This window comes from Bradyrhizobium sp. WBAH42 (genome assembly GCF_024585265.1).
Lineage (GTDB): Bacteria > Pseudomonadota > Alphaproteobacteria > Rhizobiales > Xanthobacteraceae > Bradyrhizobium.
In genome coordinates this window covers 6,875,948-6,890,532 of sequence record NZ_CP036533.1, presented here as the reverse complement: position 1 = coordinate 6,890,532, position 14,585 = coordinate 6,875,948, and the positions used below count along the sequence as shown (strand labels likewise).

7 protein-coding genes are annotated in these 14,585 nt (G+C 58.2%); 1 reads left to right on the top strand and 6 read right to left on the bottom strand.

The features are described from left to right. Window positions 1–8: 8 nt before the first annotated feature. The 5 genes from DCG74_RS32585 to DCG74_RS32565 all read right to left on the bottom strand — a co-directional run bounded on the left by DCG74_RS32585 (window position 9) and on the right by DCG74_RS32565 (window position 9,543). Window positions 9–2,441 (bottom strand): hypothetical protein, encoded by a 2,433-nt coding sequence (locus DCG74_RS32585; RefSeq protein WP_172787697.1) that lies wholly within the window; start codon window positions 2,439–2,441, stop codon window positions 9–11. 1,234 nt (window positions 2,442–3,675) lie between these two features. Next, a complete protein-coding gene (locus DCG74_RS32580; protein ID WP_172787696.1) occupies window positions 3,676–4,338 on the bottom strand; it encodes a CpaD family pilus assembly lipoprotein in 663 nt (220 codons plus the stop codon). A 9-nt stretch (window positions 4,339–4,347) separates the two neighbouring features. Continuing rightward, window positions 4,348–5,760, bottom strand: coding sequence for a type II and III secretion system protein family protein (locus tag DCG74_RS32575; protein ID WP_172787774.1), 1,413 nt, complete (start codon window positions 5,758–5,760; stop codon window positions 4,348–4,350). A gap of 69 nt (window positions 5,761–5,829) precedes the next feature. Then, entirely contained in the window at window positions 5,830–6,519 is a 690-nt protein-coding gene (locus DCG74_RS32570) for a response regulator transcription factor (protein WP_172787695.1), read from the bottom strand. A gap of 2,046 nt (window positions 6,520–8,565) precedes the next feature. After that, the gene (locus tag DCG74_RS32565) at window positions 8,566–9,543 is read right to left on the bottom strand and encodes a hypothetical protein (RefSeq protein WP_246708925.1); all 978 of its coding nucleotides are present in this window, start codon (window positions 9,541–9,543) and stop codon (window positions 8,566–8,568) included. 693 nt (window positions 9,544–10,236) lie between these two features. Between DCG74_RS32565 and DCG74_RS32560 the strand changes: the two genes are divergently transcribed. Beyond that, a complete protein-coding gene (locus DCG74_RS32560; RefSeq protein ID WP_172787693.1) occupies window positions 10,237–10,671 on the top strand; it encodes a VirK family protein in 435 nt (144 codons plus the stop codon). Between the two features lie 987 nt (window positions 10,672–11,658). Here DCG74_RS32560 and DCG74_RS32555 read toward each other — a convergent pair. Continuing rightward, complete coding sequence (locus DCG74_RS32555) at window positions 11,659–12,567, bottom strand: hypothetical protein (RefSeq protein ID WP_172787692.1); 909 nt, start codon at window positions 12,565–12,567, stop codon at window positions 11,659–11,661. Window positions 12,568–14,585: the final 2,018 nt, after the last annotated feature.

Here is a 14,585-nt window from a genome sequence, read left to right as displayed (position 1 = left end):
CCCCTCATTCAGCCAAATTGTGGCTGATGGAAGAGAAGAACGCGGCCTCCCGGTAGGCTTTCTGCCGTGTAGAGCTGACCGTGGATAAAAAAAGCGGTCATTGGGACGTCCCGGCTCGGCAGAAGGCCTAGACTCTGCAGTGTGTCGATCACGGCAGGCGAAGCCTCTTGGGAGGCGTGCGTCCATCCGTCGCTCAAGAACTCTCCCAGTTCAGGCGCTTGCGGGACTGGCTGATGGCCTGATGCAGGTGCGGCAGACGACAGAGGAAGGTTCGGCGCCAGCACCGAGGGAGCGTCCCCGCTCCATTCGAAGGGAGCCGCCGAATCAAGGCCTGGCGCCAGACCGCCGTAGATATCTGAGCGAGTCCTCGGTGCCGCAGGCGTAGCTTCGCCCGGCAAAGCGGGCCGAGGGTGATGAATGAGCTGAACGTCCTTGGGCCCTGCCGGTCCCAATATGGCCGTGTAGCGTTCGCCGCCGATCTCAAAGTTCATGATTGGATGTTCCGCAACAGGCAAGAAGTCCCACTGGCCCAAGGTGGTCAGCATCATGTCGGGGGCCAGCTGGGTGCGATGGGAAAAATTCTTGGGAACGGCGAACGAAACATCGAACGTATCACCGACAGCGGGCGACCGCAGATGGACGAGCTGAACATCATTAAGTCCTCCCGGTCCCAAGACGGCCATATAGCGTTCACCTCGAATATCGTAGGCCTTTACCCGCTGTGCTGCATCCGGCAAGAGGCCCCAGCGGCGAAGCCTGTGCATCATATTCGGCGCGGCCTGAGTCCCATGGGAGAAATCTTCGGGGACGCTCAAAGACGCATCAAAGGGCTCGCCAGCTGCCACGAACGTCTGCTCAAGCGTGGTCTGGGCCCCAGCGCCTTCGTTCATCATCTGCCGAAAGTGGTCTTCAGAGGCGGAATTCGGCTCCCTCGAGCTCGCCTGCCAAGTGGCGGCATCGAAAAGCTCTTCCTGAGCAACACTTTGCACCGGCGAGGGGACGGTTGAACTCATCGTTGGCCAAGGCAGCAGTGCATCGAAGGTTGGCGCCGGCATGAGGTTCTCGCGATCCGCGGCATCGAAAAGCGCGTCCTGAGGGACACTTTGCACCGGCGAGGGGATGGTTGAACTCATCGTTGGCCAAGGCACCAGTGCATCGAAGGTCGGCGCCGGCATGAGGTTCTCGCGATCCGCGGCATCGAAAAGCGCCTCCTGAGGGACACTTTGCACCGGCGAGTGGATGGCTGAACTGATTGTTGGCCAAGGCACCAGTGCATCGAAGGTCGGCGACGGCATGAGGTTCTCGCGGACCGCGGCATCGAAAAGCGCGTCCTGAGGGACACTTTGCACCGGCGAGTGGATAGTGGAACTCATCCTTGGCCAAGACACCGGTGCATCGGAGGTCGCCCCCGACAAGAGCTTCTCGCGGTCCGCGGCATCGAAAAGGGCTTCCTGAGCGACACTTTGCACCGGCGATTGGGGCATTGAACTGACCGTTGGCCCAAGCATTGTCGCGGGCAAGAGGTGCTCGCCATCCGCGGCATCGAAAAGCACATCCTGGACGACACTTTGTACAGGAGAATGGGCTAACCCCACTCCATGCCAGACCTGCGGAGCATTGAACCCGGGCGGCAATGAGCCGCGCCCCTCCGCAACGTTTACTGTCGGCTGCTCATCGGCCGGCCGCATGGGCGAGGAAGCGGACGGCTGAGTGACCTTGCGCGAACTGCCTCCTTCCCCGCCCAAATTGTTCTGCCTGATCGCGCGATAGTCGCGAAAGGCGTTCAAGGCGGTGATGAGGGCCTTGTCATTCGGAAACAATTTGTGCGCGTGGCCAAGCAGGATATCATCATTGAGCTCGGCAATGGACAGGGGGCGGAGCGCTGCCGCCAACCTCCGCAGAGCGCTCGCATAGCCCTCGGCTCTACTCTTGCCGATCCGTCGACCAAAGCGTGCCTCGGCAGCGTCCCTGATGAGATTCTCATCTTTCCTGGAAGGACGATAATGTGTTGAGAGAGGGCCAGCGTTGGCGTCGGGCTCGCGATACCGACTGACCATTGACAATGCTGGGGCGATGATCTTATCGCCTGGCAGCAGCTTCTCAGCGTAGCGGGTCAACGTATCGTCATCCAGCCCAGAAATTGATTTGCCAGACTTCTTCAGTGCGTCCGCCAAGTTGCGAAGCCGACGATCATAAATTTCGACGGTGGTTTTACTCGGCGGCTGCCCTCGATCGAGAGCCGCGGCCGACGCCGCTTGGATGAGGCGATCGTCTTCCTGAGTGACATCATATAGCGCCGCGTGAGGATATACGGGGCCCGCTTCTCGCACGCCTGCCAGGTGCTGCTCAAACGCCGCATTCGGCTGCTCCGGCTGTTCCACGGTCGCGTCTGACGCAGTGAACTCTTTATCGGCTGGGTTGATCGTGTTGAATCGGTCCATGGTCAGTCCGCTGGCATCGTTCTCTCGTTACTCCGCTACTCACGTTAGCTTTCCAAAATCTGACGTGGCCAGGCGGAAAGGTAGAATGAAAGGGGAATACGGCGGGCGTGCGCTGTAGCATCGCTCGAGCGGGCAAAGAAAGCGCCGGATGAAAAACAGCGTCTTCAACTGAAGTGTTGAGCTGCAATGGTGGTGTGCGCCACAGACGTTCGCTACCGTCTTGATCTTCAGATCTCGGTCCCTTTACAGCGCGATGATCGTGAGGACCGGGCCACCCGGGGGCTTTCTATTAGTCGGAGGTCGGGCGCGAGGCGGCGACGGGTCGCTCGCTCCTTGAACCAACGAGATATCGGTATAGGCGGCACCAGAATTGAGCGCACTCTTGCGCGTTCCTGACAAGCATTCCCAGAAACGCGCGCTTTCAATAAAGCTCGCCATCTCTGGTTGGTGGTCGCCTGCTGCGAGAATAGAAGCGAAACGAAGTCATTCGTATACCACCTCGGTCCATGTTCGGTTTCAACACCCGCTCCGATATGCTGGGCGGCAGATTAGCTCAGGGATTGCCGACGGCTATTGATCCATGAAGCCAGAGCCCGAGCGCTTTTGACTGCTGATGGACGGGGCGTTCTATTGAGAGGCAACGCTAGCTTGTGAAGCCGCGCGAATTCAGGCACCCAGGACAAACCATGCTCTTGTTCGTTTAATCCTGTGTGCCCCTTACACAGCGTTCAAGGGGGCGGCAACTGTGATACTCGCGTAACGGGACATTCCATCGATCGGATGGGACGACGATGATGCAAACCAGCTGCCGAGCGGGTTACTGAAATGGAGCTAGAAATGGGCGCTCCCTAGCCATAACGCCGCGGGGTCAAACGACCGGTGGTCGCCACGCCTAAGTCACCCTCTTGGACACGCCCATAGACCCCAAACTCTCTCTTCCGGCGTCGATCTCGCATAAGCGGGTCCGGTCACGCTTTCACTGTCGAAGCGCTCAGGGTGGTGATGGCGACCTTCTTGAGCACGCGCACGGGACGTGGAATTTCCGGACGAGATCCATTGGTGCGGGTGAACAAGATCCACCATCCGTTCTCGATCTGAGCCGTGCGGCACGTTGCGCTTGATCGTCACCACTCCCAAACCATAGCGCGGCTTTGCGCGTCACGATCGACTCGTCTCTCCTTGCTGGCCACATGGAGGGCAGCGGTGTTGATTTCCAGACATTCGCCAAAAACTGCTATCGGAGCGGCTGTACATTCGGTGCTGTCGTTCCCGCCGCGTTCGGGGCTGCCGTACCTGGTCCCTCTTCTCCGTTGCTCTTGTTACGCGGGGGGAAGGTACCGTAGTTGGCCAGAGGAATGGCGGCGCGATCGCCATTACTTGTGATCACAGATCGATTATCCAGCAGGTCGAGCGGATCGTTTACCATAACTGCCAGATTGTTCTTGGTCGAGCAACCAAGCGTGGGTTCGAACGAATTGTCGTTCACGGCTGGTCCGACGATCAAAAGCGACGGACAGATCGGAGGATGGGCATCAAAGGTGATCGCCTCGATCCTCACGCCGGAACGGGGCGGCAAATCGACGGGGGAAGCGGACAGGCGGATGTTATAAGGAGCAACGCCCATGGCGCGGGCCTCGTGCGCCACTTGGGCAATGAGCCTGGGTGAGCCGGTGACATCCACATGGAGTGCATCCCGCCGGCCGCCGCTGACGTTCGCGATAAAGCTCCGCAGCTGATGCTTTTCGGAGCCACGTAGGCTCTGCAGGAACAAGATACGTTTCTTCTGCTCGACTTGTATTGCTTGTTCAGCCGGCCCGAGATGGATCGAGGCACTATTTGCGCAGCCGCCCAATGTTGTCCCAATAACGATCAAGTGACACAAATGTCGTAAGGTCATTGACGATCCTCATTCGATGATAAAGCCGGCGCTGCCGGTCAATCCTGGTGCGCTGGTGCGAGGCGCATCGCGGTCCCGCGGCGGCCGGGCCACCGTGTTCGTCAAAATGCGCCCCGCGTCTGAAGGAGGTGAGATGCGGTCCGTCGGCGCACTCATCTTGTTTGGGTTCGATGCCGGCCGCACGATGTAGGGCGTGACAATAATGACCAGCTCGGTTTCACGTTTTTGAAAATCTGAGGAGCGAAACAGCGCCCCTAGGATCGGCACATCGCCGAGCCAGGGAAACTCGCGGATGTCAGTGTTGAAGTTGCGCCTGATGAGGCCGCCGATTGCAAAGCTCTGACCGCTGGCTAGCTCGACAACGGTGCTCGCGCGTCGCGTCGAGAGTGCAGGGACCGCCATGCCATTGATTCTGACTTCGCCTTCGCTCGACAATTCGCTGACTTCGGGTTTCACACGTATATTGATCTGGTTGTTGTTAAGCACAGTCGGGACGAATTCCAGGCTCACGCCGAACTGCCGGAATTGGACGGAAACCTGTCGATTGTCCTGCATGACTGGAATCGGGAATTCTCCGCCGGCGAGAAAGCTTGCGGCTTCGCCGGACATTGCCGTCAGATTCGGCTCAGCCAGGATTGAGGCGAGGTGCTCGCTCGCGAGGGCGTCGAGAAGAGCGCTGAGGTTGGTATTGCCGGCGCTAACCCCGATCCCGATCGTGCCGCCGCCGCCGGCCGCGCCGGCCCCCCCCTCTTTGCCGCTAATGAGGAAAGCGCCGCTTGGGCCGGAGGCAGTGAAGTGGATATTGAGATCCTTGACCGCGCTGCGGGAGACTTCTGCCACCCGTACGCTGAGATTCACCTGCAACGAGCTAGCGACCTGTATCTTGTTGGCAACCAGCGCGCCCGCCCCAAGAAACTGCTCAGTGACCTTCCTGGCGTTCTCGACAACATCGGCATTGGGCGCGGTCCCGCTAAGAATCGCGCCGCGGGGGGTATAGCTGACTTGTATCGGATAGTCGCCGACCTCGGCCTTCAGCGCGGCCCGCAGATCCTCGATCGGTTGAGTAACGACAATACGCAGCTCAGCCAGAGCCTCTCCCTTGTCGTTCAGGGCGAACAGGCTCGTCCGTCCCGACTTTTTGCCAAAGACGAAGATCGTGGTGTTCGACGGCGCCTGATAGTCCGCAATCGCCGGGTCCGCGACAAAAATGCTCGCAGCCGGTCCGGTCAGATGAACTGTCTTGCCCTGCGAGGATGCAAGGCTAAGCGTGCCAGTGGTGCTGCCAAATCCCGCGCGTGGCTGTTCTGCTTTGCCATCTCGCTTTGTCTGAGCTGTGGCAGCAAACGGAAATAACAGAGCGACTGCGCAGAGGGCGTAGCAGAGACGGTGAAAAGTGGCATGGTGCGAGCGGCCTGCCACCATGGACGGCTCATCAGCGCAGGCGGCATTGTCAACGATGTTCAAGGGAGTATCGCTTTCAGGTTCGATTGGCTAGGCAGCCGAGGCTGCGCCAATGAGTTCAAGGGTGTAACCGACACCGCGCGCGGTCTTGATCCTGAGTGTTGCACCCGCCTGGCTCAAATGCGTGCGCAAGCGATAGATGCCGACTTCCAGCGCATTGGTCGAGACTTCGTCGTCAAATGCATACAAGCTATCTTCAAGCGATGCGCGCGGTACGGTACGGCCCGCTCGGTTGAGCAGATGTTCAAGAATGCACACTTCCCGGCGCGCAATTCTGAGGATACGACCACCGACCGATACCTGTCGCGCGATCGGATCGAAATGCAGATTCCCGAATGTCACCACCGGCGCCGTCATTTGCGTTGACCGTCGTAAAATCGCTCGCATACGAGCAATGAGTTCGTCGGTAGACACGGGCTTAGGCAGAAAATCATCCGCGCCCGCATTGAAAATCGCAATCCGCCGGCCGAGATCATTGAGACTGCTCATCATCATGGTGGGCATTGACCGTCCCTCGCGCCGCAACTGCTTCAGCCAGTCCAATCCGTCGCCATCGGGCAAAGCCGATTCGAGCAGGACCATGTGGTAGTTCGCGCAATCGAGCGCGGCCGCCGCCTCATCCAGCGTGCGTGTTACGTCGACGGCGAAGCCGCAACTTAGCAGCACTTCCTTCACGTGGCGGGCAAAGTCCGCATGATGATCAACCAGAAGAATTCGCATTTCATTGCCTCTCGTCCATCCACGAAGACCTGAGCGCGTCACGGTTGAGCATGGGGCTCGATGGGACTGAGAGGAGGCTGGACTGGTGTGAGTTTGGACAGCCGAAACGAGAGGGCGGAGCATGTTGACTGGCGATCAACATCTGCGGGTCGATTGTCGTCGGATGGACCACGGACCGCTGTGGCCTGCTTACGGCGTCGGCGCCGCTCAAGATGCCCCTCATGCCAGATCTGACTTTGTTTAAGAGACTGGCAACTGCGGCAGCCCGCTGAAGCGTCCGTGGGCCGAACGCGGCCGTTCTTGCACGCACTGACCCGGCCCCCGCAGTACGAATAGCGCCGAGCCGCGTAAACGAAACCAAAGCGCGGGAGACGATCGGATTTGTTGCTGAACAGATGAGCGAAACCGACATGGAAACTCCCCAATTCGTCTTGGTCTGCGGCCAGTCTTGCTGGGCTGTCGAGCCTGTCGTGTCGTGAAGTCACGACAGTGCAAGTCTTTCCGGTATTCATGGACACCTCACGCGAGGCAGCTGGCCACTGGCTTCACAGGCCGAGATGCACGCCGAAACGATCAATGCCCCTCGCGGTCGGAAGAGCACCCTCTCGCTCGCAATTGTTCGGACGCAAGGTGTCAACCGTGCTGAAGGTCTGACGCGCCCGAGGTCCCCGCATACCTCGCAGCCCGGCGAAAGCTGCGAGCCATTGCAGAAACGAGCTCCACAGTTTTGCCATCGCGCATAGATCCCGGTGCCTACACCAGAACCATTTCGCCTCACGGAGTGCAGGGCGCCAGAACGATCGGATCTCGATTTCGGAGTTGGAGTGTGCCCCGCAAGGCCGAGATAGCGGCTGCCAGCGTTCTTCTCGCACGGCGCATCTTGATTCGCTTGGGATAGCATCGGCGCTGCATCCTTCGATCTCCACATGGGCGATGTGGGACGCTCGTCCTGGAGAGGAGCTATCCAGCAGCATGATTTGGCGGCGCAGCGGAGTATTGTTCTTTTGAGACGTTCGCAATTCTTGCTACCTGTCAGGAAGAGTTCACGCGAGCGGGGTCGGTGTCGCGGTTGTCAGAAATCCTACAATCTGACGCTAGGTGAGGTTCAAGTGCTTTTGACCGCTGGTCCGTGGCAGTGCTCTTGAACTCGCAACGACTCTTTGGCCATGACGACACGTCCTAACCAAACTATCGAGTTGCGCGTCGCGCGCGTCCATCTCCTCAATGTCATGAGCATATCGTCGGTCCAAATCAAAGCTTAGCTTGAGTCCAAGGCGATGACAGTGTGTGAAGGCGGTCGTCTTTGCTGGCCCTTTAGGTGTGACGTCGCGGTCGTGCGGTCGACTTCGTGCGTGCGATTTCAGCAGGGGGACAGTGGCGCCCCGTAATGCGATCTGAGGCGCAGGAGCTAACCTCTGCGATGCAGGCGCCGGAGCTCGCGAGCTGAGTTAACAGGCAAGGGACTGGAAGGGTTGCGAAACGACATTCTTGAATGCTGCCTCCATGCATCACGAGCGACTATGGAGCTTTTAGGCAAGATCGGCAAAATCGATTGTTTTGATGGAACGCATCCAGGTGGCGAATAGACCATTCTGCTGCGGCACGGCTTGCCGCGTGAGTGAGACTTTATTGACTTGATCTTTGATACGATCCTGTTCGATCTCTTGCGATTGATCGCACCATCAATGGCAGGTCGAGCTGCGGAAACGATCGATGCGCGGCCTTAGCGGCTCGCGTCATCTGAACTTTCTTCCGAATGGTGTCGGCGGCGGCTGGATCGATGCGAGGAGGCCGCAGCACTCGAATGAGGCCGGGGAAGAACAAACAATGGCACGTGTGTGTCCTCGCCACAATGTCGGGTACATCTTGCGATGTGGGCGCCCCTTCTTCCCCCGCACGGGTCAAGGGATAGGTATCAGAGACTGTGGCCAAGCCATTATCGTTGTTCGTGAAGTGGGCTCGCGGGGATGACCCTTCCTTCGGGTGGTCATCTAATCAGCATTAAGGGACCTACGAGCATGGCGCAGTCGCCAGTTGGACTAATCGTTACTCTCCAGTCTTCCGCTTGAAGGGATTGTCTTCGCTGGCGACACGATAGGTTTCCAAATTGCCGCCCAGGAACAAGCGCTCTGTCTCACTAGTTGGCGTTCTGCCAAGCGAGCACATCAAATCCACATCCCCATCGATGTTGTCGCTATCCTCCACATTCATTGCAAGGCCAATACTGCTCAGTACGTCGTCGGGCGTCCACACCGCAGACTTCGGCACGACGTAGGTATGCAGCATGTTGGCATTGTTTGCGATCGCTCTCGACCAGTGGTCGCGGGAAACGCTGAGTTTCGAAGGGTCTTCGACCAACGACACGAATGGAGAAGCGGTCTTACCGCGCATATGCCATCCAGCCTGCCGTGCCAGGTCCAGGGGATATCGCTCCAGAGGGTCCCCAATGGACGAATGATCTCGCGCCGTGTTACGGACGTGTGATATTGCAGATGTCGTGGCTTCCGTGCGCGGTTTGCAATCGCTGTCCTGGTTCTGGAAACGATGCAGCTTGAGATATGTCGATGCCGCTATATTGTCGTAAATGCGATCCCGGTCGACACCGTTGTCCGCCGCTGGCGTCCATCGCGCTGATTGCTTTTCGGCGAGGGCGATCTCGTTCTTGAGCTCTTGGAGCGTGGCGCCCATTAGCGTTGCCGCAAGCTGGGCGCGCGCGCCGACAAATGATGGAGCTGGATAGCGACTGGTTTCCGAGGCCGCCGCGCCTGGCCCAGACGAGGAGCTGGCGGTGGCGAAAGGTGCCGCTAAGGGGAGTGAAGCCGAGGTTGGGTAGACCGAATCTACATCGTCTAGAGTCAAGTCATGCAGCTGCTGCTCGAAGCTTGCTGGGTCGTTTGAACTGTGCGCCGGCGCGCTGATCTGGGCGTTAAGCTCATCCTGAGGCACGTGGACCCGGCGCGGCTCCTGTGGCGGGTTGTGAACCTCAAAGGGAGTGTCTGCGGCATTTCCTGGATCAACATTCATCTCCGTCTCCCTTCGAAGTGCAGGCGGTCGGCGTCGATCGTTGCAGGTGCAGCTTTCGAGAAGCTGACGGATCAGGAAGGAGGTCATTTAGCTCTGGAAGGAATCGAATAGATTCAGGCAACGTGGCGAACGGTCAGCTGGACGGAAGCCGCGCGAAGCGACGGATCATAATACGGTGCTGCCTTGTGCCTTCCGGCATTGGTGTTCGATCAGGCCGAGATCGGGTCCGCTGGGTGAGCTTTTTCGGACCGCCGCGTCGGGTTCGCTCCACCACCTCATTGCGGACGCTTCATCTAGGGAGACGGCCCTTGCACAGCAAGACGGGCGAACTGGCGCTTGCCGGTGGTCGAGTGTCTTTCGTAGATCGTCTCCTTATGCAGATGTGAGAACTGCATTCTCTCGCCCGTTAGGACTGCGACGGACAAGCGCAACCGGCTTCCGTTTTGTTGTTTCCAAGCGGAGGACGAGGCTGGATCAAATCGTTGTAGTCGACGTGCGCGAAGCTAAGCCACTTCGGCAAACCTGACCTACGAGGTTGTGATGTCGGAATAGCTATCACAGCGACTTGCGCCTCATTGCGACAGGCTGCTTCTGTACAGGCGCGAGCGCGCGTTTGTCTGGAATCAGACAGTGGCTTGCGAGCACGACGTCTTTAAAAGCGCATCTGCGGTACTTATCGAGGGAGAAGAGCATATGAAGTTTACTGGCCGAGCACTAACGATCCTGTTGTCCTTGCTTTCGGCCGCGAGCGCGCCGGCGAGAGCCGACGAGCCCTCGCCGAAATACACCGAGGTGCTTAGTGCCCTCCAGGCGGGTAAGAATGTAAAGCTCATACTAGACATGAGCCGCTGTACCACAGCGGAGGGTGGCAAGCCTGCGTCGGCGACGCAAGCCGGTCTGGTCATCAATGCCTTCAGGGTGACCGTCCAGAACGGCATCAGCTTCGCCAATGCTCATCAAACGGTCGACAGCTCCGGACATGCCGTGACCGAGTACATCCGCCATAGCCTTAGCCGCGAAGGCAAGCTGACGGTGCGAGCCTCGAAACTTGTCGTCGGGACCACCGAACTCGTGAACCAGGGCGAATTCATCTGCGAACTGCCGGATGGCGCAAAGTTCATCTGGTAACGAAGAGCATAGAGCAGGGGGCGCTTCAAGGACTTAATCCTTTAATGGCGCGGACACCTTCGCACGGATACGCATCCTTTCGATCGTCAGGACCGATCAGAGTGTTTCTGACGGTCGTTTCGTCGGGCGAGGATCAAGTTGCACGAACGTGCTGCTCAGGTAACTCATGAGGGCCGCCGATCTAGATTCGATATCAGGGATTGGAAGATCGGCGGTTCAGGCAGTCGTCGGAGGGGGGGAGCAAGGCTCTCACTTGAACGCTTCAGATGAGCTCGCCAAGGACGCCCTCACGCAGTCTGCGGTCATCGTAAGAACATTCCAAGTCGATCCAGCCGCGGGCTCGCGTTGATGACACTCGACCTAGGCCCCCCAGGATGCGCTCGTATCCTTCATCCGCCTCTTTGGGGGTCCTTTCACCTTGAAATCTCAGTGCTGCCGAATGCAGCCACAAGGTGATTGAACCATCCCGCTTAAGATCATTTGAGCTGGCCGCTATGGGTTTGCTCAGTCGTAAACTGCGTTCGCGCGCAGATCAAAGCTCTCTGAGCAAACGATCCGTGGTTTCGGCAGCTTGGGCAACTGCTCGAGGTGCCGATGAGCACATCGTTCAGCCAAATTGCGCGCCAACGGAAGAGCTGAGCGCGGCCATCGGTTGGGCTGATCGCGTTGTATCGATCCATGCTGCGGTCGGCGGGCATGGCTACCTCGTTCTGTCGCTACTCAGTTAGCTTCGCAAAACCTCGACCTGGCCAGGCGGAAAGTAGATTGAACAATGATCGGCAAGGGCGTTCCAACCCGCGGATAAGTGCGGCGAACTTAGAGACGATACAGGTTCTGGCTGAAACTCTCATGTTTCCGAGCGCGGTACTCGGCCAGTCCCCCGCGCTGGCCAGTTGGGCCGGAGTATTATTGGTAGCGTGAAACGCTACTGTTTGATTTTTCCGAGCGTCGGAAAAGGCAAGTCACCCTTTCCGAGGCCTGTACCACTCAGTCGTTTGTTCCTGACGTTTTGTATGGATTTGATGCGCTAGCGGTCCGATAGTCATCCAGGTTCCCGCCCAGAAATAGTACCTCACGCTCCTCGGTTGGGGTATCGCTCACCCAAGCCAGAGCGGGTTCGTCATTCTCAGTCCCGTCCTCGAGAATACTGACGATGTCTTCCGCCGTCCATGTTGTGACTTTCGGGACCGTGTAGGTGTGCAACTCATTCGCGTTTTCGGCGATTGCTTTGGCGCCATACTCGTTGTCATCGTCGGGCGAAAGGAGCAGTTGTGAGGCCTCCTCGGACAGTGACACAAAAGGCGAAGAACTGGTACCTCCCCTCATGTGCTCTGCCGCTGTGCGACCCAGATCAAGTCGTTGGCCTCCCCATATATTCCATGGGGCGGCTTCGTAACGCAAAGCCGCCATGGAACGCAAATGGGCCATCTCGCTTTGACGGTCCAACGCATGTGGCTTGCAATGGCTGGCGTGGTTTTGAAAGCGCTGCAGCTCCACGTATGACGATCCCACCACGTCGTCATAAACGCGGCCACTATCGACGCGGTCGACCGACGATCCACTCGCTCGTGACCATTTTGCTGATCTTTGCGCAGCGAGCTCGATTTCTCTTCTGAGTTTCGCAATGTTAGCGCACGTCAGCGTTGCGGCAAGTTGAGCGCGCGTTCCGACAAAGGATGCAGCCGTGCACCGTTCATTCTCCGGGATAGCTTGCGCTCTCTTGTTACCGTCTGTTACCGTCCGGCTCGATCCAGCCCCGGGTGAAGCCAATGCTGCGAGGATTGGCTGAGACTCTCTAAGCCGCTGCTCAAAGTCTGCTTGCGCTGTCTCTTCCTGTTGCGGCTCGAGGTGATCCATCCGAGCCTCGGATCGGTTGACGTCCTCAAATGGGTCCATGTCGGTCTCCCTTTGCTAGCCTTGTCAATATCATTCGTACGAAGTTGATCCGATAGGGATCAGAAACCGAGATGCCCGCAATGTCGTTAAGACGCACCGGCTCCGGTTCTCGAACCGATCGATGTGTCGAGGGCGTATGGGTCGGAGTGACCGCCGATCCTAATCATTCTTCTGTTCCAGAGTGTGGGCCATCAAGTCGGCCTGCTGTCCGGATAAAGATGCTGCCATGCTAGAAGGCTTAGCTGTCGAACAGCTGACCAGTCTCATTGCTTGAAGAAAACGCGGTCTCCTTTCCGACTACCCCCGCGAGCCTGTTGTTCATTGCAGAGCAGAGTTTGGGACCATCGTCGCTATCCGCTCCACGCCAGCGCCGTGTGAAGGTCCGGGGAAAAGCAGCGCGGCGGAAGCGCCGCTATCGGTGAGCTTGAGCGGCGTGGAGAAGTATGCCTGGGCCAGCTTGCATCGGCTCCGAGTGGATCTCCTTTAAGTGCTCGTCAAGATGCTAGCTGTGATCCGAACAGCTGAGCCTGGCCGCAGACGTCGGGCTCGTGTCCGGGCCGGGGAGGCGTGAAGCTCATTCCTCTGTCGGGACTGCTGAAACGAGACCTCGCGTAGGTGCGCCGGGCGCTGGCCGTAAAACAAGAGCCGGGCGTGCGATTGCGATTCACGCATCCGCAACACATGGGGAATGGCTTAACTGACAACAATAAAACGCTGTGCGGGCGCGAGACGTTGAACTGCCAACCAGAGCTTGGCCGGGCCACAAACGATTCGGGTGCATAGACTCCGCGGCGGCAAGAACTGGCGCACGGGTGCCTCGGTTCGGAAAAGAAAAACGGGGCGTTGACGCTTGCAGCCGATGCGCCACACAATGCACCGACAACGTCGGTCGCGCCTTACAAGCATATCGCCCGCGCAAGCCTTTGGTGTGACCTGCAGGCGCAGCTGAACAAAAAGTCCTAGGGCAATCATAAGTCTTCCTGGGTCGATCCAAACCGACCAGCCCGGATAGCCGAAGGAAGCGGCTCTTGGCGCTCGGGGAGTTTCATTTCTGTTGCTAATGGCGGGACGGCGGTGACTTAGGTCAGAACGCCGGGCCTGCGTTCGTCCACCATGCTGGCGCGCAGCGTGTCGTCCGTGATCTTTCTCGCTGGAGGTGGCCGCAGACCTCGAGGCTAGCCAGACGGTTCGAAATGGCATTGATGAAGCTGATAGCCTGCGATTCATCACGAAGGCGCGCCCGACCCCATCTGCCGGTAAGTGACGCAGTCCGATACCCAACTGAGTGATTTCGTGAACGGTGATGCTCCCGATGTTTTACGCTCCAAGGCGTTTGTCTTCAAAAGTAACTGAGTCCCGTGCACATAGCGCGGCGCTCTCATGAGGGAGGCCTCGAGGACGGGCATTCTTGCAAAGTCGTGTCGCGGTCGGTCATCATGCCGTTAGAAAAAGCGAGAACATGCAGCGCCTGCAGGACAATCAAGCGAAGATCCGGAGGATCTTCGAATGCAGCAGGCGCCACGGTGGTGCAGAACAAAGCTCAGCGCCCAAGCATTGCCTTAACGAGGCATCTATAATCTAGAATGTTTCATCGCATTATTGGATGGTTGGCTTGGCGCGGCCTTATTGATCGGATGTCGCTTTGCAACGGGGCAGTATGCGGTTGATCAACAATGTCTCGCGAAATCTGTGGTGTGTTCTCGAGCGCATCAATTCATGTCCTTCGCTTTGAGCCGGCGCTGCCAATTAAAGTCGCTACAATCACGCAGCGCATGTTCGAGGAGCCTGATCCGAGACCATTTGGGCTAAGCGATGAACAGATAGACGTGGCAATAGAAGGGGATGCCAACAGACGATAGTAGATTGAAATACTCAACTATTGCGTTTGTATGGTCTCGACCTCTAAAGATCCTCTAGTCGATCCTTGCTCGCCCGATCGCGAGTCCAAACGTTCCGATCGCGAATGGGCATCAGAACACCTTGCTGAGAAAGAGCTGGCTCGTTGATGAATTCTGGAG

Coding starts and splice junctions, on each gene's coding strand:
- DCG74_RS32585 (WP_172787697.1), bottom strand. CDS start 2,441: ATGGACCGATTCAACACGATCAACCCAGCCGATAAAGAGTTCACTGCG.
- DCG74_RS32580 (WP_172787696.1), bottom strand. CDS start 4,338: ATGACCTTACGACATTTGTGTCACTTGATCGTTATTGGGACAACATTG.
- DCG74_RS32575 (WP_172787774.1), bottom strand. CDS start 5,760: ATGGTGGCAGGCCGCTCGCACCATGCCACTTTTCACCGTCTCTGCTAC.
- DCG74_RS32570 (WP_172787695.1), bottom strand. CDS start 6,519: ATGCGAATTCTTCTGGTTGATCATCATGCGGACTTTGCCCGCCACGTG.
- DCG74_RS32565 (WP_246708925.1), bottom strand. CDS start 9,543: ATGAATGTTGATCCAGGAAATGCCGCAGACACTCCCTTTGAGGTTCAC.
- DCG74_RS32560 (WP_172787693.1), top strand. CDS start 10,237: ATGAAGTTTACTGGCCGAGCACTAACGATCCTGTTGTCCTTGCTTTCG.
- DCG74_RS32555 (WP_172787692.1), bottom strand. CDS start 12,567: ATGGACCCATTTGAGGACGTCAACCGATCCGAGGCTCGGATGGATCAC.